Annotated in this window: 17 protein-coding genes, 3 tRNA genes and 1 pseudogene; 8 read left to right on the plus strand and 13 right to left on the minus strand. The window is 72.8% G+C overall.

Features of this window, described 5'->3' with window-relative positions:
• Positions 1–132: 132 nt before the first annotated feature.
• The 8 genes from purM to purS form a co-directional block, all read right to left on the minus strand.
• Positions 133–1,200, minus strand: coding sequence for a phosphoribosylformylglycinamidine cyclo-ligase (gene purM / locus ABTY20_RS31200; RefSeq protein WP_352000505.1), 1,068 nt, complete (start codon positions 1,198–1,200; stop codon positions 133–135).
• Between the two features lie 33 nt (positions 1,201–1,233).
• A complete protein-coding gene (purF, locus tag ABTY20_RS31205) occupies positions 1,234–2,760 on the minus strand; it encodes an amidophosphoribosyltransferase (RefSeq protein WP_352000506.1) in 1,527 nt (508 codons plus the stop codon).
• Between the two features lie 62 nt (positions 2,761–2,822).
• Complete coding sequence (locus tag ABTY20_RS31210) at positions 2,823–3,617, minus strand: META domain-containing protein (protein WP_352000507.1); 795 nt, start codon at positions 3,615–3,617, stop codon at positions 2,823–2,825.
• A 55-nt stretch (positions 3,618–3,672) separates the two neighbouring features.
• Positions 3,673–4,470 (minus strand): maleylpyruvate isomerase family mycothiol-dependent enzyme, encoded by a 798-nt coding sequence (locus ABTY20_RS31215; protein WP_352000508.1) that lies wholly within the window; start codon positions 4,468–4,470, stop codon positions 3,673–3,675.
• 9 nt (positions 4,471–4,479) lie between these two features.
• A complete protein-coding gene (locus ABTY20_RS31220; RefSeq protein WP_352000509.1) occupies positions 4,480–5,721 on the minus strand; it encodes a hypothetical protein in 1,242 nt (413 codons plus the stop codon).
• A 120-nt stretch (positions 5,722–5,841) separates the two neighbouring features.
• Entirely contained in the window at positions 5,842–8,100 is a 2,259-nt protein-coding gene (gene purL, locus ABTY20_RS31225; RefSeq protein ID WP_352000510.1) for a phosphoribosylformylglycinamidine synthase subunit PurL, read from the minus strand.
• Entirely contained in the window at positions 8,097–8,777 is a 681-nt protein-coding gene (purQ, locus tag ABTY20_RS31230) for a phosphoribosylformylglycinamidine synthase subunit PurQ (RefSeq protein WP_352000511.1), read from the minus strand. Before purQ ends, purL begins: the two co-directional genes overlap by 4 nt.
• Positions 8,774–9,037 (minus strand): phosphoribosylformylglycinamidine synthase subunit PurS, encoded by a 264-nt coding sequence (gene purS, locus ABTY20_RS31235; RefSeq protein WP_006133353.1) that lies wholly within the window; start codon positions 9,035–9,037, stop codon positions 8,774–8,776. Before purS ends, purQ begins: the two co-directional genes overlap by 4 nt.
• 352 nt (positions 9,038–9,389) lie before the next feature.
• On the opposite strand from purS, the gene ABTY20_RS31240 reads away from it, so the two are divergent.
• From ABTY20_RS31240 to ABTY20_RS31275, 8 genes are all read left to right on the plus strand, one after another.
• The gene (locus tag ABTY20_RS31240; protein ID WP_352000512.1) at positions 9,390–9,707 is read left to right on the plus strand and encodes a histone-like nucleoid-structuring protein Lsr2; all 318 of its coding nucleotides are present in this window, start codon (positions 9,390–9,392) and stop codon (positions 9,705–9,707) included.
• A 136-nt stretch (positions 9,708–9,843) separates the two neighbouring features.
• Positions 9,844–9,915 (plus strand) — tRNA-Gly (locus ABTY20_RS31245).
• Positions 9,916–9,995: 80 nt separating this feature from the next.
• A tRNA-Gly gene (locus ABTY20_RS31250) sits at positions 9,996–10,068 on the plus strand.
• Between the two features lie 131 nt (positions 10,069–10,199).
• Positions 10,200–11,162, plus strand: coding sequence for an ABC transporter ATP-binding protein (locus ABTY20_RS31255; RefSeq protein WP_352000513.1), 963 nt, complete (start codon positions 10,200–10,202; stop codon positions 11,160–11,162).
• Positions 11,159–11,935, plus strand: coding sequence for an ABC transporter permease (locus ABTY20_RS31260; protein ID WP_352000514.1), 777 nt, complete (start codon positions 11,159–11,161; stop codon positions 11,933–11,935). Before ABTY20_RS31255 ends, ABTY20_RS31260 begins: the two co-directional genes overlap by 4 nt.
• 28 nt (positions 11,936–11,963) lie before the next feature.
• Entirely contained in the window at positions 11,964–13,205 is a 1,242-nt protein-coding gene (locus tag ABTY20_RS31265) for a sensor histidine kinase (protein ID WP_352000515.1), read from the plus strand.
• Positions 13,202–13,816, plus strand: coding sequence for a response regulator (locus ABTY20_RS31270; RefSeq protein ID WP_352000516.1), 615 nt, complete (start codon positions 13,202–13,204; stop codon positions 13,814–13,816). The genes ABTY20_RS31265 and ABTY20_RS31270 overlap by 4 nt, the downstream gene beginning before the upstream one ends.
• Before the next feature lie 22 nt (positions 13,817–13,838).
• Positions 13,839–13,911, plus strand: a tRNA-Gly gene (locus ABTY20_RS31275).
• A gap of 55 nt (positions 13,912–13,966) precedes the next feature.
• Here the strand turns inward: ABTY20_RS31275 and ABTY20_RS31280 are convergent.
• From ABTY20_RS31280 to ABTY20_RS31300, 5 genes and pseudogenes are all read right to left on the minus strand, one after another.
• The gene (locus tag ABTY20_RS31280) at positions 13,967–14,866 is read right to left on the minus strand and encodes a phosphoribosylaminoimidazolesuccinocarboxamide synthase (RefSeq protein ID WP_352000517.1); all 900 of its coding nucleotides are present in this window, start codon (positions 14,864–14,866) and stop codon (positions 13,967–13,969) included.
• A gap of 83 nt (positions 14,867–14,949) precedes the next feature.
• The gene (locus ABTY20_RS31285; RefSeq protein WP_352000518.1) at positions 14,950–16,476 is read right to left on the minus strand and encodes a N,N-dimethylformamidase beta subunit family domain-containing protein; all 1,527 of its coding nucleotides are present in this window, start codon (positions 16,474–16,476) and stop codon (positions 14,950–14,952) included.
• A 233-nt stretch (positions 16,477–16,709) separates the two neighbouring features.
• Positions 16,710–18,608, minus strand: a complete 1,899-nt coding sequence (locus ABTY20_RS31290; protein ID WP_352000519.1) for a M48 family metalloprotease — start codon at positions 18,606–18,608, stop codon at positions 16,710–16,712.
• A 279-nt stretch (positions 18,609–18,887) separates the two neighbouring features.
• Positions 18,888–20,141 carry a phosphoribosylamine--glycine ligase gene (gene purD, locus ABTY20_RS31295; RefSeq protein ID WP_352000520.1) on the minus strand — a complete coding sequence of 418 codons (1,254 nt, stop codon included), beginning with the start codon at positions 20,139–20,141 and terminating at the stop codon, positions 18,888–18,890.
• Between the two features lie 98 nt (positions 20,142–20,239).
• Positions 20,240–20,441, minus strand: a pseudogene (locus tag ABTY20_RS31300) (DNA polymerase III subunit gamma/tau); the annotation flags it as partial.

Here is a 20,441-nt window from a genome sequence, read left to right on the forward strand (position 1 = left end):
GCGGGGGGGTGCGGCGGTCCCCCCCGGGGTTTATGCCGCGCGTGGTTCATCCCGCCCCCCCGGGCCGCCGGGGGGCCCCCCCCCCGGGGTGCCGCCCCCCCCCCCCCCCCGGGGGGGCCGCCACACCGTGGCTCACACCGCGTAGTCACCGACGAGGGCCGCGCCCGTGGTGTGCTCGCCGCGGTCGGTGATCTCACCGGCCACCCAGGCGTTCACGCCGCGGTCGGCCAGCGTCGTCAGCGCCACGTCGACGGACCCCTGCGGCACGATCGCGATCATGCCGACGCCCATGTTCAGCGTCTTCTCCAGCTCCAGCCGCTCGACCGCACCGGTCCGGCCGACCAGGTCGAACACCGGCGCGGGGGTCCAGGTGGAGCGGTCCACGGTCGCGTGCAGCCCGTCCGGGATCACCCGGGCCAGGTTGGCCGCGAGGCCGCCGCCGGTGACATGGCTGAACGCGTGCACCTCGGTGGTGCGGATCAGGGCCAGGCAGTCCAGCGAGTAGATCTTGGTGGGCTCCAGGAGCTCCTCGCCGAGGGTGCGGCCCAGCTCGTCGATCCGGGCGTCCAGGGCGAGCCCGGCCCGCTCCAGCAGCACGTGGCGGACGAGGGAGTAGCCGTTGGAGTGAAGCCCGGAGGACGCCATGGCGATCACCGCGTCACCCGTGCGGATGCGGTCCGCACCGAGCAGCCGGTCGGCCTCCACGACGCCCGTACCGGCCCCGGCGACGTCGAAGTCGTCCGGGCCCAGCAGGCCGGGGTGTTCGGCCGTCTCGCCACCGACCAGGGCGCATCCGGCCAGCACACAGCCTTCGGCGATGCCCTTGACGATGGCGGCGACCCGCTCGGGGTGGACCTTGCCGACGCAGATGTAGTCGGTCATGAAGAGCGGCTCGGCGCCGCACACCACGATGTCGTCCATGACCATGGCGACCAGGTCGTGACCGATGGAGTCGTAGACGCCCATCTGCCGCGCGATGTCGACCTTGGTGCCGACACCGTCCGTGGCGGAGGCGAGCAGGGGCCGCTCGTAGTTCTTCAGGGCGGAGGCGTCGAAGAGGCCGGCGAAGCCGCCGAGCCCGCCGAGCACCTCGGGGCGCCGCGTCTTCTTCACCCACTCCTTCATCAGCTCGACGGCGCGGTCGCCCGCCTCGATGTCGACGCCCGCCGCTGCGTAGCTGGCACCAGTGTTCTGGGACATGACTGTGAGAGCTTTCGTGTCGTCCGTCAGGGCTTACGGGCGGCGGATCGCGTCGACCGCGGCAGGGGCGGCGGTGCCGGCGGCCAGCTCTGTCTCCAGGAGCTGCTTGCCGAGGAGCTCGGGGTCGGGCAGCTCCATCGGGTACTCGCCGTCGAAGCAGGCGCGGCACAGGTTCGGCTTGGCGATGGTGGTCGCCTCGATCATCCCGTCGATGGAGATGTACGACAGGGAGTCGGCGCCCAGCGAGGTGCCGATCTCGTCGATCGTCATGCCGTTGGCGATGAGCTCGGCGCGGGTGGCGAAGTCGATGCCGAAGAAGCAGGGCCACTTCACGGGCGGCGAGGAGATCCGGATGTGGACCTCGGCGGCGCCCGCCTCGCGGAGCATCCGGACCAGGGCCCGCTGGGTGTTGCCGCGCACGATCGAGTCGTCGACGACGACCAGGCGCTTGCCCTTGATGACTTCCTTGAGCGGGTTCAGCTTCAGGCGGATGCCGAGCTGCCGGATGGTCTGCGAGGGCTGGATGAACGTCCGTCCGACGTACGCGTTCTTGACCAGGCCGGCGCCGAAGGGGATGCCGGACGCCTCCGCGTAGCCGATGGCGGCCGGGGTGCCGGACTCCGGGGTCGCTATGACCAGGTCCGCCTCGACCGGGGCCTCCTTCGCCAGCCTGCGGCCCATCTCGACGCGCGAGAGGTACACGTTCCGGCCGGCGATGTCGGTGTCCGGGCGGGCCAGGTACACGTACTCGAAGACGCAGCCCTTGGGCTTCGCGTCAGCGAACCGTGAGGTGCGCAGCCCGTTCTCGTCGATGGCGACGAACTCGCCCGGCTCGATCTCGCGCACGAAGCTCGCGCCGCAGATGTCGAGGGCGGCGGACTCGGAGGCGACGACCCAGCCGCGCTCCAGGCGGCCGAGGACCAGCGGGCGGATGCCCTGCGGGTCGCGGGCCGCGTACAGGGTGTTCTCGTCCATGAAGACGAGGCTGAAGGCACCCCTGACCTTGGGGAGGACCGCGTGCGCGGCCTGCTCCACGGTCACCGGCTCGCCGTCGGCGGCACGCTGGCCGGCCAGCAGGGCGGTGATCAGGTCGGTGTCGTTGGTGGCCGCCACCTTGGGGGCGCGGCCGTTCTCCTTGGGGAGCTCGGCGACCATCTCGGCGAGCTGCGCCGTGTTGACCAGGTTGCCGTTGTGGCCGAGCGCGATGGATCCGTGCGCGGTGGCGCGGAACGTCGGCTGGGCGTTCTCCCACACGGAGGCGCCCGTGGTCGAGTAGCGGGCGTGTCCGACCGCGATATGACCCTGGAGCGAACCGAGAGAGGTCTCGTCGAAGACCTGGGAAACGAGGCCCATGTCCTTGAAGACGAGGATCTGGGAGCCGTTGCTGACCGCGATTCCCGCGGATTCCTGGCCCCGATGCTGGAGGGCGTAGAGCCCGAAGTACGTGAGCTTGGCGACCTCTTCGCCCGGGGCCCAGACACCGAAGACGCCGCAAGCGTCCTGGGGGCCCTTCTCGCCGGGGAGCAGGTCGTGGTTGAGTCGTCCGTCACCACGTGGCACGCCATCGAGTGTAGGCGAGACCGGCCGCTGGTCCGAATGCGGGATACGGCCCCCGCGGTGGATCAGTGTTCCGCGACGGCCCGCACACTGGTGCCGTTTTCGCTGGTCAGCGTGAGGGTTCGGCCCTCGATCCGGTAGTCCGCGGTGCCGTTGAACAGCTTCGTCAACGCCTTCTCGCCGTCCATGAGTGAGTCTTCGCACATCATGCGGGTCAAGGCCGGCGCGCCGAGGGTGATATGGCCGTCGCGCACGGTGGCGTCGGCGTTCACGTGGTTGCAGCCGAGGCGGCCGGAGACGGTGCCCTCCTCCTCGTCGAAGGTGAGGTGGGCGCGGCCGTCGAGGGCGGGGGTGGTGACGGTCCACTGGGTGCCGTGCAGCGGGGAGTCCTTCGCCTTGCTGAGGCGGACGGTGTCACCGGTGTCGGTGGTGAGGGTGAGGCGGTCGTCGTTCACGTCGGCCTTCAGGGTGTTCCCGTTGAGGCTGCGGACGAAGGCGGTCTCGACTTCCATGAGCTCCTCGGAGCAGGCGATCAGGGTGCTCTCCACGCCGACGCCGTCCCCGATCCTGATCCGGTCGCCGTCGAAGGAGACCGGACCCCTGAACCGGTTGCACCCGTAGCTGCCCTCCACCCGGCCGCTGTCGTCGAAGACGAGTCGCGCGCCGTCGGGAGCGCGGTGGGTGGCGCCGTCGGCGGTGAAACCGTCGACGCTCCAGCCGGTCCCGGCGAGGGACTGCGCCGTCTCGGCAGAACCGCTGCCCGCACCGGCCTTCTCGTCGCCGCAGGCCGCCAGGGACGGGACGAGCACGGCGGCGGCGGCCAGCATCGTCATGCGCTGCTTGTGCTTCTGCCTGTACATGCCGATCCGACGAAGGCGGGGGACGAACGGTTCCCCCCTCCGCCTCGGGTTCCTCTCATCCCAGCAGCGGCAGATACGGTCCGAGGTCCGCCCGTTCCCCGCTCGCGCTCACCTTCGCGCCGGCCACCGCGTCCCGCCAGGACGCCCGTCCGGCGGCCAGCCGGATCCAGGTCAGCGGGTCGGTCTCGACCACGTTCGGCGGGGTGCCCCGGGTGTGCCTCGGCCCCTCCACGCACTGCACCACCGCGTACGGCGGGATCCGCACCTCCGTGGAGCCGCCGGGGGCCTTCGCGGCGAGCGCGTCGGCCAGCAGCCGGGCGCAGGCGGCCAGGGCCTGACGGTCGTACGGGACGTCGAGGCCGGGGACGGCGGCATTCAGGTCGTCGGTGTGCACGACGAGCTCGACGGTGCGGGTGACGACGTAGTCGGCCAGGGGCAGGGCGCCCGCGCCGGTGGGGAGCAGCCGGCCGCCGGGGGTCGCGTCGAGGCGGGCGGTGAAGCGCCGCTCGGCGTCCGCGAGGTGGGCGTCGGGGTCGGGGTGCTCGGCCGCGATCCGGCGCGCGGTGCCGGCGATGGCGTCCGTGTCGGCGGCGACGGCGGACGGCCAGTCGGGCAGCCGCCCGTCCTGCCGCGCGGGCTCGGGCTCCTCCAGCAGCCGGTCCACGGCCGTCAGCGCCGTGCCGATGTGCGCGACCAGCTCCCGTACGGTCCAGTCGCCGAGCCGCGTCGGCAGCGCGAGCTGCCCGGGGGCGAGGGTGCGCACGGCCGCCCGTACGTTCCCGAACTGCGCCAGGACGGCGGCGCGGGTCTTGGCGGGGTCGTAGGAGCGGGCGCGCTTCTTGGCCGGTGGCATGAGGGAAGCCTATGCGGGGCGGAAGGGGAAGTCGGAGGACTTCGGGAGGACCACGTCCGTGCAGTGACGGCGCTCGGTGACGTCGGTGACGTAGGCGCGGAAGACCTTCTCGATCTCGGACGAGATCACCTTGTCGTAGCCGTGGGCGAGGGTCATGGTGTGGATCTGCGGCTGTCCGGCGCAGACGGAGGACGCCCACCAGACCGGGTCCTCGCCGCTGCGGCCCGCCCCGCCGGGCTCGGCGGGTTCCGGCGTCTCGTCACCGTGGGTCCTGGTGAGCAGGACGTTCCTGGCCCGCTCGCCGGAGTAGGTGTGGAGGGAGACGAACCACTGCCCCGGCGTCGTCGGCCGGGTGAGGAAGGAGTGGTCCTCGACCTCGGCGTGGTGGAGGCCGGCCGCGCGCTCGGTGCCGAGCACGAGGACGCACCGCTCGTCCCAGAGCCGGTCGTCCGTGCGGCTCTGGAGGACCTGGTCCGGGAACCGGCGGCTCCGGGCGAAGCCGGCCTCGCGGTACCAGGCGCAGGTGCCCTCGGCACGGGAGGCCGGGACGGGCCCCTCGGGCAGCGCGGGGACGTCCTCCGGCGGGTCGGGCAGCCGGTCGGCGCAGCCCAGTCGGTCCGCGAGGTTGTTGGCGGTGGTCACCGCGGTCTCGGCGAGGACGTTCCGGTCGTGGTCGGTGAGCTGGCCGTTCTCCGAGAAGGGCGGCTCGGTGACCATCAGCTCGGCCCGCGCCCACAGGGCGGTGACGGGCCGCCCGTCCGCCTCGCCCCCGGCGCACGGGAGTTCGACGACGACCCCGGAATCCGTGACGATGCCCGTGATGCCGCCGCCGAGCGGCTGGTACGGGTGGGTCGGACCGCCGCGGGGATCGAGGAGGACTTCCATCGGGGAGTCGGCGATCCGGGGCCCGTCCGCCGGCAGGACGCCCACCGTGCCGGTGAAGAACCAGCGCTCCCCGCTGTTCGTGCCGTACGCCTCGCCCGCCTCGGTGCTGAAGACCTCGCAGTCCTGCGGCAGCCCGTCGTCGAGGTCGATCGTGCCTTCCTCGGAGGTGCGGTGGGTGAGGGCGCCGCCCGCCGGGGACAGGGACAGCACCCGTCCGGCCGGGACGAGGCCCCCGCAGGCCGCGTCGATCTGCCGCCGGCCGTCGACCATCCGCCAGAGGTCCTGCCCGCACCAGCCGATGGCCACGACGGCTGCCAGACACAGCAGCACGTTCACGGACTTGCGCACCGTGCCCGGTATCTCCACCGTTCCCCCCGGCTCTCCTCCCGCGGCCCGTCGACATGAGCGGCGACGGCCGCCGGTACCTTACGGCGGAGACCCCGCACGGTGTCGTGCGGGGTCTTTGCCGGCGTAGGTCCGTGCCGGTCAGGCCAGCAGGGCCGGGATGGTGCCCTCGTGCGCCTCGCGCAGCTCGGCGAGGGTGAGCGCGAACTCGCCCTGGACCTCCACCGTGTCGCCGTCGACGACGCCGACGCGGGTGGCCGGGAGGCCGCGGGCGCCGCACATGTCGGTGAAGCGGACCTCCTCCGAGCGCGGCACGGCGACGATCGCGCGCCCCGCCGACTCGGAGAACAGGAAGGTGAAGGCGTCGAGCCCGTCGGGGACGACCAGGCGCGCGCCCCTCCCCCCGAGCAGCGCCGACTCGACCACGGCCTGGACCAGACCGCCGTCGGACAGGTCGTGCGCGGAGTCGACCATGCCGTCGCGGGAGGCGGAGATCAGGATCTCGGCGAGCAGGCGCTCGCGCTCCAGGTCGACCTTCGGGGGCAGACCGCCGAGGTGGTCGTGGACGACCTGGGACCAGGCCGAGCCGCCGAACTCCTCACGCGTGTCGCCGAGGAGGTACAGCAGCTGGCCGTCCTCCTGGAAGGCGGCCGGCGTGCGGCGGGCCACGTCGTCGATGACGCCGAGGACCGCGACCACCGGGGTCGGGTGGATGGCGGCCTCGCCGGTCTGGTTGTAGAGCGAGACGTTGCCGCCGGTCACCGGGGTGCCGAGCTGCTGACACCCGTCCGCCAGGCCGCGTACGGCCTCGGCGAACTGCCACATGACGGCCGGGTCCTCGGGCGAGCCGAAGTTCAGGCAGTCGGAGACCGCGAGGGGCTTGGCGCCGGTGGTGGCGACGTTGCGGTACGCCTCCGCGAGGGCCAGCTGCGCGCCCGCGTACGGGTCGAGCTTGGCGTAGCGGCCGTTGCCGTCGGTGGCGATCGCGACGCCGAGGCCGGACGCCTCGTCGATGCGGATCATGCCGGAGTCCTCGGGCTGGGCCAGGACGGTGTTGCCCTGCACGAAGTGGTCGTACTGCTGGGTGATCCACTGCTTGGAGGCCTGGTTGGGCGAGCCGACCAGCTTCAGGACCTGGTCCTTCAGCTCCTCGCTCGTCTCCGGGCGCGGCAGCTTGTTCGCGTCGTCCGCCTGGAGCTCGTCCTGCCAGGAGGGGCGGGCGTAGGGGCGCTCGTACGTCGGGCCCTCGTGGGCGACCGTGCGCGGGTCGACGTCGACGATCTTGCCGCCGTGCCAGAAGATCTCCAGCCGGTCGCCGTCGGTCACCTCGCCGATGACGGTGGCGATGACGTCCCACTTGTCGCAGATCTCGAGGAAGCGGTCGACCTTGTCGGGCTCGACGACCGCGCACATGCGCTCCTGCGACTCGCTCATCAGGATCTCCTCGGGGGAGAGCGTCGAGTCGCGCAGCGGCACGTCGTCGAGGGTGACGCGCATGCCGCCGGAGCCGTTGGAGGCCAGCTCGGACGTGGCGCAGGACAGGCCGGCCGCGCCGAGGTCCTGGATGCCGACGACCAGCTTCTCCTTGAACGCCTCCAGGGTGCACTCGATGAGGAGCTTCTCCTGGAAGGGGTCGCCGACCTGGACGGCGGGGCGCTTGGAGGGCTTGGCGTCGTCGAAGGTCTCGGAGGCGAGGATCGAGGCGCCGCCGATGCCGTCGCCGCCGGTGCGGGCGCCGTACAGGATGACCTTGTTGCCGGCGCCGGAGGCCTTGGCGAGGTGGATGTCCTCGTGCCGCATGACGCCGATGGCACCGGCGTTGACCAGCGGGTTGCCCTGGTAGCAGGCGTCGAAGACGACCTCGCCGCCGATGTTGGGCAGGCCCAGGCAGTTGCCGTAGCCGCCGATGCCGGCGACGACGCCCGGCAGGACGCGCTTGGTGTCGGGGTGGTCCGCGGCGCCGAAGCGCAGCGGGTCGACCACGGCGACCGGGCGGGCGCCCATGGCGATGATGTCGCGGACGATGCCGCCGACGCCCGTGGCCGCGCCCTGGTAGGGCTCCACGTAGGAGGGGTGGTTGTGCGACTCGACCTTGAAGGTGACCGCGTAGCCCTGGCCGACGTCGACGACACCGGCGTTCTCGCCGATGCCGACGAGCAGGGCGTCGGACTCGGGGGCCTTCTCGCCGAACTGTCGGAGGTGGACCTTGGAGGACTTGTACGAGCAGTGCTCGGACCACATGACGGAGTACATGGCGAGTTCGGCGCCGGTCGGGCGGCGGCCGAGGATCTCCACCACCCGCTCGTACTCGTCCTTCTTCAGGCCCAGCTCGGCCCAGGGCAGCTCGACGTCGGGGGTCGCGGCCGCGTGCTCGACCGTGTCCAGAGGCGTCCGGCTCATGCGTTGACCAGCTTCTTGAGGATCGAGGTGAAGAACGGCAGGCCGTCGGTACGGCCCGTACCGATCAGCGACTCGACGGCGTGCTCGGGGTGCGGCATCAGGCCGACGACGTTGCCGGCGGCGTTGGTGATGCCGGCGATGTCGTTGAGCGAGCCGTTGGGGTTGACGTCCAGGTAGCGGAAGGCGACGCGGCCCTCGGCCTCCAGCTCGTCCAGCGTCCGCCGGTCGGCCACGTAGCGGCCGTCCATGTTCTTCAGCGGGATGTGGATCTCCTGGCCGGCCGTGTAGTCGGTGGTCCAGGCGGTGTCCGCGTTCTCCACCCGCAGCTTCTGGTCGCGGCAGATGAAGTGCAGGTGGTCGTTGCCCAGCATGCCGCCGGGGAGCAGGTGCGCCTCGGTGAGGATCTGGAAGCCGTTGCAGATGCCGAGGACGGGCAGGCCCGCCTTGGCCTGGTCGATGACGGTGTCCATCACCGGCGAGAAGCGCGCGATGGCGCCGGCCCGCAGGTAGTCGCCGTAGCTGAAACCGCCGCAGAGCACCACGGCGTCGACCTGCTTGAGGTCCTTGTCCTTGTGCCAGAGGGCGACGGGCTCGGCGCCGGCGACGCGGATCGCGCGCCGGGTGTCCCGGTCGTCCAGGCTGCCCGGGAAAGTGACGACGCCAATACGAGCGGTCACTTCGCGGCCTCCGCGACTTCCTCGACCCGTACGGTGAAGTCCTCGATCACGGTGTTGGCGAGGAAGGATTCCGCAAGATCGTGGATACGGGCGAGCGCGGCCTCGTCGACCGGCCCGTCAACTTCCAGTTCGAATCGCTTTCCCTGGCGGACGTCCGAGATCCCTTCGAAACCCAGTCGCGGCAGTGCGCGCTGCACCGCCTGGCCCTGGGGGTCGAGGATCTCCGGCTTGAGCATGACGTCGACTACGACGCGTGCCACTGGCACTCCCGGTGTGTGGTGCTGAGCAGGTTCCTTCAGACTACCCGCACAAAATTTCTACGCGAGTAGAGTTGGAGGAATCTACGTGACCGCCATCACGATTCGGCATCATGGGGAGGCGTCAGGGAAAAAATCCGGGAAAGATTCCCACCCACTCGCACATCCCTATTGCGCCCGGACACGCGGAGAGATTTAGTCGAGCTTCACAATGCAATGCCGGGCACTGTACAAATGAATTGTCATTAGCGGATACTTTGCCCGATTACAGGCGGACAGCCGGCATCTCGGCGATGTCCCGGCACGTCATCACGGACGTCCGGACGAGAGGTGCCGCACGAAGGGACCGATATTCGTGGCGCAGAAGGTCGTGGTCACTCTCTTTGACGACATCGACGGCTCGGAAGCGGCGGAAACCATCGCCTTCGGTCTGGACGGCACGTCGTACGAGATCGACCTCAACGAAGTCAATGCCAGGAAGCTGCGTGCGGCCCTCGAGCCCTACGTGGACGCCGGCCGCAAGCGGGCGCGCTCCGGCAAGGCGTACCGGCAGACGGAGGTCGCCCCGGACCCGGCCGCCGTGCGCGCCTGGGCCCAGGCGAACCGGATGGACGTCCCCGCGCGCGGACGGATCCCCAAGAAGGTCTACGAGGCGTTCGCCGCGGCGCGGTGAGCCGGCCGGGCGCCCCGCCCCGACGGCCGGTCACCCGTCCCCCTCGGCAGCCGACTTGCGCAGCACCCCCGCTGATCAGCTAGAGTCTGGAGCACGCCGAGGGGCGAGGCCGAAAGGCCCGGCTCACGGAGTACATGCGGGTGTAGTTCAGTAGTAGAACATCCCCCTTCCAGGGGGAAGGCGCAGTGTGCGATTCCTGTCACCCGCTCTGCACCGCCGTACCGACCACCACCGTGGATCGGGTAGGCTGGTGAACGCACCGATCGGTGAGAGCCGGTCGGAGGCAATGCGGACGTAGCTCAGTTGGTAGAGCGCAACCTTGCCAAGGTTGAGGTCGCGAGTTCGAGCCTCGTCGTCCGCTCTCTATCAAAGGCCCCGGTCATCGACCGGGGCCTTTGTCGTGCGTTCCCCCGAGGCCCCTCTGACATTTGTCATGTCCGGTGATGACACCCCGCACTGCCGGGGCGTCCCGGCGACCGGGATGCTCGAGGCATGGAAGCGAACGAACACGAGCACGTGATCGAGGTCACCGGTCTGCGACGTGTCTACGGGGGCGGGTTCGAGGCGGTCCGCGGGATCGACTTCTCCGTGCGGCGCGGGGAGGTCTTCGCCCTGCTCGGCACCAACGGCGCCGGCAAGACCTCCACCGTCGAACTGCTGGAGGGACTCGCCGCCCCGGCCGGCGGGCGGGTCCGGGTGCTCGGCCACGACCCGTACACCGAACGCGCCGCCGTACGGCCCCGCACCGGCGTGATGCTCCAGGAGGGCGGGTTCCCCTCCGAGTTGACCGTCGCCGAGACCGCCCGGATGTGGGCGGGGTGCGTCAGCGGGGCCCGCCCCGAGCGGGAGGTGCTGGCGCTGGTCGGACTGGAGGCGAAGGCCGACGTCCGGGTGAAGCAGCTCTCCGGGGGCCAGCGGCGCCGCCTGGACCTGGCGCTCGCGCTGCTCGGCGACCCCGAGGTGCTCTTCCTCGACGAACCCACCACCGGGCTCGACGCCGAAGGCCGCCGGGACACCTGGGAGCTGGTGGACGCGCTGCGCGACGGCGGTACGACCGTGCTGCTCACCACGCACTACCTGGAGGAGGCCGAGAACCTCGCCGACCGGCTCGCGATCATGCACGAGGGGCGCATCGCCGCCACCGGCACCCCGGCCGAGGTGACCGCCTCCGAGCCGTCCCGGATCACCTTCGAGCTGCCCGAGGGTTACTTCGTGGGCGACCTGCCGCCCCTCGCCGAACTCGGCGTGAGCGACCACACGGTCGACGGCCGGACGGTCCGGCTGCGCACCCGCGAACTGCAGCGGGCGGCCACCGGACTGCTGGTGTGGGCGCACGGCGCCGGGGTGGAACTGAGCCGGCTGGACGTGCGGTCGGCCTCGCTGGAGGAGGCGTTCCTCAGGATCGCCAAGGACGCGTCGACGGGGACGACGACGCCGAAGGAGTACGCGGCATGAGCACGACCACGACCACACCGGTGAGCCGGATGACCTCCCTCGCCCGCGCCGAACTGACGCTGCTGGGGCGGAGCAAGGGCACGCTCTTCGCCGCGCTGTTCGTGCCGCTGGTGCTGCCGCTCAGCGTGCGCTCGGCGGCCGAGGAGATGGACCTCACCGAGGTGGGGCTGACCCCCGGCACCGTGGTGCTGCCCGCCGCCGTCGGCTTCTCCCTGCTGTTCGCCGTCTACTCCGCCCTCGTCGGCGTCTTCGTCGTCCGCCGCGAGGAACTCGTCCTCAAGCGGCTGCGCACGGGCGAGCTGCGGGACGCCGAGATCCTCGGCGGGTCCGCGCTGCCGGCCGCCCTCATCGGGCTGGTGCAGTGCCTGGTGCTGACCACGGCCTGCGCGGCGCTGCTGGACATGTCCGCGCCGTCCGCGCCGCACCTGGCCGTCCTCGGCCTGCTGTTGGGGCTCGTGATGTGCGCCGCGCTCGCGGCCGTCACCGCGGCCTTCACCCGGACCGCCGAGAGCGCGCAGGTCACGCCGATGCCGCTGCTGATGGTCTCGATGATCGGCTCCGGCATGTTCGTCCCGCTGGAACTCTTCCCCGACCAGCTGGCCTCCGTCTGCGAACTGCTGCCGCTGACCCCCGTCGTCACCCTGGTGCGCGGCGGCTGGACCGGCGACCTGTCGGCCTACGAGACCCTCGGCGCCCTCGCGACGGCGGTGGCCTGGACCCTGCTGGCGGTGTTTGCTGTACGACGGCGGTTCCGCTGGGAGCCGAGGCACTGACGCACGCGAGGGCGGGGAGAGACGGGACATGGGCAGGCCGGGCGGCTGGTGGGGGCGCAAGAGCACACCGGCGAAGGTCGAGACGTACACGCGGTGGTCGTTCCACTCCGTCTGCCTCTCCGAGATGGCCGCGATCGGCCTGTCGGCCTTCGGGCAGGTGGCAGGACGGTTCGCACTCCTCCTGTCGCTGCCGGTCATGGCGCACGCCGCGCTGGGCATGGTGATCGTCTCCCGGGCCCTGGACTGGACCCGCGGACGGCGTCCCCAGCCGGTGCGGCTGCTGTGGACGCACGGCGTCCTGACCGCGGCGCTCGCGGTCGCCGCCCTCGCCGTCGCGGAGCACGGGCCGCCGGGCGACGGCCTCGACACCGCCGCCGGCTCGGTCTTCGGGGGCGTGCTCTGCTTCGGCACGGGCATCATCACGCTCGGGGTACGCGACCGGCGGCGCGCCTTCGCCGTCGTCGGCGGGTCCGTGGCCGGAACGTTCCTCGTGCTCCTGCTGCTGGGTGCGCCCGGTCTCACCGCGCTGGGAACGGCCGCGATCGTACTGGCCGGCTCCGGCTTCCTCGCCTTCACCGCGGTCTTCTCCGTCTGGCTGCTCAACGCCGTCTACGAGCTCGACGAGGCGCGCGAGACCCGTGCCCAGCTCGCGGTGGCCGAGGAGCGGCTGCGGTTCGGGCGGGACCTGCACGACGTGATGGGGAGGAACCTCGCCGTGATCGCGCTCAAGAGCGAGCTGGCCGTCCAGCTGGCGCGGCGCGGGCGGCCCGAGGCGGTGGAGCAGATGATCGAGGTGCAGCGGATCGCCCAGGAGTCCCAGCGGGAGGTGCGCGACGTGGTGCGCGGCTACCGGGAGATCGACCTGGAGGCCGAACTCAGCGGTGCGCGGGGAGTGCTGAGGGCGGCCGGCATCGACTGCGAGGTGAGCGGCGAGACCGGCGGCCTGCCCGGTGAAGTGCAGTCGGCCCTCGGCTGGGTCGTGCGGGAGGCCACCACCAACGTGCTGCGGCACGGGGACGCGAAGAAGTGCACCGTGTCGGTGCGGATGCCCGGGGGGCGCGTGGTGTTGACGGTGCAGAACGACGGGGCGGCGGCCCGGTCCGGGACCGCCGGCCCGGCCGGCGTGGGCGGCTCGGGACTGGCGGGACTGCGGGAGCGGCTGGTGGCGGTGGGCGGCACGCTGGACGCCGGGGGCGTCGGCAAGGGTGTGTTCCGGCTGGTCGCGGAGGTTCCGCTGACGGCGGAGCCGGCGCTGGAGGTCGCGTCGTGACGGACGTCGTCCGCCTGCTGCTCGCCGACGACGAGCATCTGATCCGCGGGGCGCTGGCCGCCCTGCTGTCCCTGGAGGACGACCTCCTCGTCGTCGCCGAGGCGGCCACCGGCCCTGAGGCGCTGGCGATGGCACGGGCGCACGCCCCCGACGTCGCCGTACTGGATCTGCAGATGCCCGGCGCGGACGGTGTGAAGGTCGCCACATCCCTGCGGACGGAGCTGCCCGACTGCCGGGTGCTGATCGTGACCGGCCACGGGCGGCCCGGACACCTGAAGCGGGCGCTCGCGGCGGGTGTGCGGGGGTTCGTCCCCAAGACCGTCAGCGCCCAGCGGCTCGCGGAGATCATCCGCACGGTGCACGCGGGAAACCGTTACGTCGACCCCGAGTTGGCCGCCGACGCGATCGCCGCCGGCGACTCCCCGCTGACCGCGCGCGAGGCCGAGGTGCTGGAACTCGCGGCGGACGGGGCGCCCGTGGCGGAGATCGCGGAGCGGGTCGCGCTGTCCCAGGGGACCGTGCGGAACTACCTCTCCTCGGCCGTCTCGAAGCTCGGCGCGGAGAACCGCCACGCGGCGGTACGTCTCGCACGGGAGCGAGGTTGGGTATAGTGGGTCCCGCGCCACGGCGCATGCGAACGTAGCTCAGTTGGTAGAGCGCAACCTTGCCAAGGTTGAGGTCGCGAGTTCGAACCTCGTCGTTCGCTCTGGATCAGGGCCCCGGTCATCGACCGGGGCCCTCGTCGTGCGGCCCGGGGGCGCTCAGCTCCAGGTGGTGCCGGTCAGACGCTCGTACGCCTCCACGTACTTGGCGCGGGTCGCCTCCACGATGTGCTCCGGCAGCGGCGGCGGGGGCTGCTCGCTCGCGCGGTCCCAGCCCGACTCGGCGGAGGTCAGCCAGTCCCGCACGAACTGCTTGTCGTACGAGGGCTGCGCGCGGCCCGGCTCCCACTGCTCGGCCGGCCAGAAGCGGGAGGAGTCCGGGGTGAGCACCTCGTCGGCGAGGACCAGGCTCTCGCCGTCGAAACCGAACTCGAACTTGGTGTCCGCGAGGATGATCCCCCGGTCGCGGGCGATGTCCCGGGCGCGGGAGTAGGCGGCGAGGGTCGCCTGGCGCAGCTGGGCGGCGGTCTCCGCGCCGACCTGGCGGGCGACCTCCTCGTAGGAGACGTTCTCGTCGTGCTCGCCGACGGCGGCCTTGGTGGCCGGGGTGAAGATCGGGGCGGGCAGTTCGGAGCCGTCGACCAGGCCCTCGGGGAGGGCGAGGCCGCAGACCGTGCGGGACGCGTCGTACTCGGCCAGGCCCGAGCCGGTGAGGTAGCCGCGGGCCACGCACTCCACCGGGACCATGTCCAGGGACTTGCAGACCAGGGTGCGGCCCGCCCAGTCCTCGGGGGCGCCGGCCGGCGGCTCGGTGCTCAGGACGTGGTGCGGGAGCAGGTCGGCGAGCTGGTCGAACCACCACAGGGAGAGCTGGGTGAGCACCCGGCCCTTGTCGGGGATCTCGGTCGGCAGCACCCAGTCGTAGGCGGAGATGCGGTCACTGGCGACCATCACGAGGTCGCCCGCCTCGCTCCGGTACAGCTCGCGCACCTTTCCGGTGTGCAGATGCACCAGACCCGGAACCTGGATCGGTTCGGGCTTTTCGACGAATCCGGACACGGTTTCTCCCTGTGGTTCTGTCCAAGTGACTCGATTCTCCCGTATGCGCGGGTCGGACCGCGTACGGGGTGTCGGCGGACGGGTCAGTCGCGTTTGCAGATGCGGTCCAGGAGGTTGGCGGTGGCGCGCTGGACGCGGGGGTCGACGTGGCCCGGGCGGTCCAGGGCCGGGGACCAGGCGAAGGTGCCGGAGGCGAAGACCCAGGCGCCGGAGGGGGCCCGGTAGAGGGAGGTCTCCTGGTGGCGGCGGACGCCCTGGCGGTCGGTGTACGGGGAGTGGGCGAGCAGCACGCGCTCCTCGTGCTCGGGCAGCGGGGTGCGCGGGTGGTAGCGGTCCGCCTCGGCCGCGACCATGCCCTCGATGCCGTCGCCCTCCTGCGCGCCGGTCGCCTCCCACATCCAGTGGCCGGCGTTGCGGACGATCAGCGGATGCGGCTCCGGGACGGGTCCTGCGTACTGGATGCCCAGCAGCTGCTGCTCGGCGCGGTCCTGTTCCCGCCACAGGGTCGGTTTGCCCGGGCCCTGGCGTTTGCGGCAGGTCAGCAGGCGGGCGGGGCCGGACGGGGAGGGGGCGAGCTCCACCTGCCAGTACATGGTGTTGGCGGAGAGGAAGACCAGGGACGTGCCGTGCTCGCGGGCGTGTTCCACGGCGGTGCGCATGGGCGCCGACCAGTACTCGTCGTGGCCGGGGAAGATCAGGCCCCGGTAGCGGGCGGGGTCGATCCGGCCGACGTGCAGGTCGCGGGCGTCGGCGTAGGCGAGGTCGTAGCCGTAGCGCTCGGCCCAGCGGATGACGTCGTAGGCGTGGCCGACGTGCAGCGGGAGACCGGCGCCCGCGTACGGGCGGTCGAAGGAGACGGTGGTGGCGGCGTCGGCCTCGCCGAGCAGCCGGCCCTCCTCGTCCCAGGCGTGGTAGAGGCTCGCGCCGGTGCGGCCGTCCTCCGGGTAGAGGTTGTACGCCTGCCAGGTGACGTCGGGCAGCACCAGGAGGAGGTCGGCCGGGCGGTTGTCGCGGACGGTGAACGGGATGTGCGAGCGGTAGCCGTCGGCGGTGGTGAGGACGGCGACGTACGCGCCGACGCTCCAGTACGACGGGACCGGCAGCCGCCAGGACAGCCACCAGTGGTGGCAGGAGACGGTGCGGTCGGCGGTGAGCGGCGCCGGCTGCACGATGCCGGAGAGGCGGGGACTGGAGGTGATCTTGGTGGCGCCGTGGCCGCCGTAGTGGCCGATGCGGTAGACGTCGACGTCGAACGGCTGGGGCGGGTCGACGGTGATGTGGAAGTCGATGGACTCGCCGGGGGCGACCGCGCCGGGGGAGGCGAAGCCCTTGATCTGGCGGTGCACGTCGTCGGCGGCGCGGGGTCCCACGGAGTCGGAGGCGCGGGGGGCGGGGATCCTCGGGCCGCCCTGCCTCGGGACGCGGGCGGCGGCGGCCCGCTCCGCGTCCGTGTACGGCTCCGGCTCCACGTACCAGGGGACGACCCGGCCGCTGTCGTCGAAGTACGTCTCGCTGCCGCGCAGCCACGGGAGGGGGCCCTGCCCGAAGGGGTCGTTCACGGCGTGCGCCAGTGCTCCCGACTCCCAGCGGCGGATCTGCTCCGACCCCATGGTCGCTCCCCTCCCCCGCGCCCCCGTCGCGGTGCGTGGTGCCGTCCGGCAGTCGCCCGGCGGATGACGCCTGCCGCCAGTTATGTGTTTGTCGTATGTCGCTCGCTCTTGCCAGTGGGCGCGAACGGTCCAAGCACATCACATTGAGCGCGTACTCCATCACCGTTCGTCTGGAATCGACCGAAAGCGGAGGGGTGAGCTCCGGGGTGCGGGGGAGGGAGCGGGTCGTCGGCTCAGACGAGCCGTACGGGCTTCTCGGGCCGTATGCCCTGCCGGGCGAGCCACAGCCGGAGGGCCGAGGGGTCGCCGTCCTCGATGAGAGCCAGGACCCGGGGGGACAGGTCGGCGGCCCGCGCGCCGTCGAGGAGGAGCGTGGGCCCGTCGAGCCAGTCGAGTCCGGGGGTGGCGCCCACGGTGTCCATGGCCGCGCAGCAGACCATCGCGGTGATGTGGTCGGCGAGCAGCTCACGGCCGGTGCGCGGGGGCTGGAGCGGGAAGAGGGGGAGCGCCCGGTCGTCCCGGAGGGGGACGGCGTCCGTGCCGGCGGGGGACCCCGCGGCCCCTTCCCGGGCCAGCTCGGCGCTCAGCCGGGCGGCGAGCGCGGCGCTGCGGGGAGTGGCGTCGGCCAGGTCCTCGTCGCCGGGGAAGCCGGAGGGGCCGGAGGCGTCGGGGAAGCCGGAGGCGCCGGGGAAGCCGGAGGCGTCGGGTGCGGGCCGGCCGGGCTCGGCGGACGGAGTGGCCGCGGATCCGGCGGGTCCCCCGGGCGGGCCGGGGTCCGCCGGCGGGGCGGAGCGCGGGACGGGATCCGCGGACGGGGCCGCCGTCGCGGGGGCGAGGGCTTCCGCGCCGGTGGGCGGGGTGGTCAGATGGGCCAGGACCCGGGAGAGCGTGGGGGCCCCGGGAGCGAGGGGATCACCGGGGGCGTGGGGGACGTGGAGGGCGTCCAGGACCCGGTGGAGACGGGCGGCGTCGGTGCGCCACTTGCGGTCGACGACCTCCCGCGGATAGTCCCCCCAGTGGACCGGGGACCAGTCCGGGCCGGTCCTGGCGGGCCCGCCGTGGAAGAGGCGGGCGGCGAGGAGCGAGGCGGCCTCGTCCACCGCGCCCGGCTCCTCCAGGAGGTCGCAGGCGGGACGCTCGCCGAGGCGGGAGGCGAAGCCCTCCGCCAGCCGGTCCCGGCGGGACAGCTCGGTCAGCGCCGCCACCACCCCCGCGTTGAGCCGCGAGGGCCAGCGGCCCATCCGCCAGGCCGGCAGCGCGACCCGGGTGAGCAGCCGGTCCCAGCCCGCGTACGCCAGGCCCACCTGCTCCTGGGCGACGATCCGCGGCCCGTAGTCCACGGCCTGGGCGCGGTCGGCCGCCGCGGCGGCGACCCCGCGCTCCATCTCCGCGGCGTGTCCCCGGCAGCAGCGCAGCAGCAGCCGGGTGACCCAGCCGACACCCGCGAGGACCCCACGCGCCACCGGCCCCCGCCGGGACGCCGAGGCCACGGCCACCGCGGCGTCCAGACCCCGTACGAAGCGCCGGGCGGCGGCTATGTCCGGGTGCGCCGACGGTCCCGTACCGGCGACGACCGGGGCGAGGACCGCGCGCAGCTCCCCCACCCGCATCCACCACAGGAACGGGGAGCCGATCACCAGCACCGGCGCGGCGGCCCTGCCCCGGGCGGGCCGCCCCGCGCCGGCTATGTCGTCGTGCTCCTCGGCGGGCGGCGGGCCGTGGGCCGGGTGGGTGCGGTCCTCCAGCCAGCTGTCGCAGTCCGGGGTGAGCGCTATCGCGGAGGGGGCGGGGACGTCGAGCCGGTCGGCGAGGTCGCGCACCATCCGGTAGAGGTCCGGGGCCGTGTCCTCGGCGACCGGGACCGTGGGGCTCATGGCGGGCCGGGCGCGCGCGACGACCAGGGCGACGCCCGCGGCGACGAGCAGGACGAGCACCGCGACCGGGGTGAGCAGCCGGCGGGCGAGGTCCCAGCCGCCGCCCGGCAGATGACCGGTGGACCCGCCGGCGAGCAGGACGACGGCGACCGCGGCCGGCAGCAGCGCGGCGGCCAGCGCCCGGCTCCGGACGCGCAGCACGGCCAGCGCGTGCGACCGCGCGGTCCGCGCGCCCGCCTCCGCTCCGCTTCCGCTCATGGCCCGACCTCACCCCCTCCCGGCGGTCCTGACGCTGCTCCGGCGTTGTCCACTCCCCCACTGTGGCACCCGTCACTGACATCGCAATGCCGATGGGCCAAGTGCCGGAACACTTGCGCGGCACCATAGTGGGGGCCCCGACCCTCGTCAGCCGGATGGCGTATCGCTCACTCGATGGAATGGCTTTGGGGAAAGGTGCGGGACGGACGGCAAGGGTCAGGCCCCGGATCCTGAGACGGATCCGGGGCCTGCGGGGTTCATCGGCGTCGAGCGTCCGGGCTACGCCTCCCGTGCCGCCTTCGCCGCGATGTCCGTGCGGTGCTGGGAGCCGTCGAGGCCGATGCGGGACACCGCGCGGTAGGCGCGGTCGCGGGCCTCGGTGAGGTCCTTGCCGGTGGCGGTGACGGAGAGCACGCGCCCGCCCGCGCTGACGACCGCGTCGCCGTCCCGCTTCGTCCCCGCGTGCAGCACGTACGCGTGCGGGGCGTCCTGGGCGGCGACCTCGTCCAGGCCGGTGATCGGGTCGCCGGTGCGCGGGGTGCCGGGGTAGTTGTGCGAGGCGACGACCACGGTGACCGCGGCCTCCTCGCTCCAGCGCGTCGGCTCCAGGTGGGCCAGGTTGCCGGTGGCGGCGGCCATCAGCAGGCCGCCCAGCGGGGTCTTCAGCCGGGCCAGGACCACCTGGGTCTCGGGGTCGCCGAAGCGGGCGTTGAACTCGATCACGCGGACCCCGCGCGAGGTGATCGCCAGACCGGCGTAGAGCAGCCCGGAGAACGGGGTGCCGCGGCGCCGCATCTCGTCCACGGTCGGCTGGAGGACCGTCTCCACGACCTCGTCGACCAGCTTGGGGTCGGCCCACGGCAGCGGGGAGTACGCCCCCATGCCGCCGGTGTTCGGGCCCTCGTCGCCGTCCAGCGCGCGCTTGAAGTCCTGGGCGGGCTGGAGCGGTACGACCGTCTCGCCGTCGGTGATCGCGAAGAGGGACACCTCGGGTCCGTCGAGGAACTCCTCGACGACCACGCGCTCACAGCCGGCGGCGTGCGCGCGGGCCGCCTCGAGGTCGTCGGTGACGACGACGCCCTTGCCGGCCGCGAGCCCGTCGTCCTTGACGACGTACGGGGCGCCGAACGCGCTGAGGGCGGCGTCGACCTCCTCGGGCGTCGTGCAGACGTAGCTGCGGGCGGTGGGCACGCCGGCCCCCGCCATGACGTCCTTCGCGAAGGCCTTGGAGCCCTCGAGCCGCGCGGCCTCCTTGGACGGGCCGAAGACCGGGATGCCCGCGTCGCGCACGGCGTCGGCGACACCGGCGACCAGGGGCGCCTCCGGGCCGACCACCACGAGGTCCGCGCCGAGCCGGGTGGCCAGCGCGGACACGGCCGCGCCGTCGAGGGCGTCGACCTGGTGCAGCTCGGCGACCTCGGCGATGCCGGCGTTGCCGGGGGCGCAGTGCAGCGCGGTGACGTCGGGGTCGAGGGACAGGGAACGGCACAGGGCGTGTTCGCGGGCACCGCTGCCGATGACGAGGACCTTCACGGGGTCAGCCTAACGGGAGACGGCGGGCTCGCTTTGTGCGGGCTTCCGAAGGGGCGGGAGGACGCCGTTCGTGCGTTCCTCCACATCCCCGCGCGTCCTCAGTCGTTGGCGATCTCCTCGACGACCGTCGCGCCCAGCTCGCGGACGAGCAGCTCCTTCCCCGAGAGGGCGGATTCGTCCAGGTCGGGGTCGTCGTCCTCGGGGATGTCGTCCTCGGGCGAGACGGGGGGCGGCGGCTCCGGGGCGGACGGACGGGGCGCCGGGGCGGGGGCGGGTGCCGCCGGTGAGCGCCCCGGCGGC

Source organism: Streptomyces sp. NPDC126497, from assembly GCF_040302425.1.
In the GTDB taxonomy this organism is placed as follows: domain Bacteria; phylum Actinomycetota; class Actinomycetes; order Streptomycetales; family Streptomycetaceae; genus Streptomyces.

What these genes read in the sequence shown, in the direction of transcription:
- purM (WP_352000505.1), bottom strand. Translation starts at nt 1,200, where the DNA reads ATGTCCCAGAACACTGGTGCCAGCTACGCAGCGGCGGGCGTCGACATC.
- ABTY20_RS31210 (WP_352000507.1), bottom strand. Translation starts at nt 3,617, where the DNA reads ATGTACAGGCAGAAGCACAAGCAGCGCATGACGATGCTGGCCGCCGCC.
- ABTY20_RS31215 (WP_352000508.1), bottom strand. Translation starts at nt 4,470, where the DNA reads ATGCCACCGGCCAAGAAGCGCGCCCGCTCCTACGACCCCGCCAAGACC.
- purL (WP_352000510.1), bottom strand. Translation starts at nt 8,100, where the DNA reads ATGAGCCGGACGCCTCTGGACACGGTCGAGCACGCGGCCGCGACCCCC.
- ABTY20_RS31255 (WP_352000513.1), top strand. Translation starts at nt 10,200, where the DNA reads ATGGAAGCGAACGAACACGAGCACGTGATCGAGGTCACCGGTCTGCGA.
- ABTY20_RS31260 (WP_352000514.1), top strand. Translation starts at nt 11,159, where the DNA reads ATGAGCACGACCACGACCACACCGGTGAGCCGGATGACCTCCCTCGCC.
- ABTY20_RS31265 (WP_352000515.1), top strand. Translation starts at nt 11,964, where the DNA reads ATGGGCAGGCCGGGCGGCTGGTGGGGGCGCAAGAGCACACCGGCGAAG.
- ABTY20_RS31285 (WP_352000518.1), bottom strand. Translation starts at nt 16,476, where the DNA reads ATGGGGTCGGAGCAGATCCGCCGCTGGGAGTCGGGAGCACTGGCGCAC.
- ABTY20_RS31290 (WP_352000519.1), bottom strand. Translation starts at nt 18,608, where the DNA reads ATGAGCGGAAGCGGAGCGGAGGCGGGCGCGCGGACCGCGCGGTCGCAC.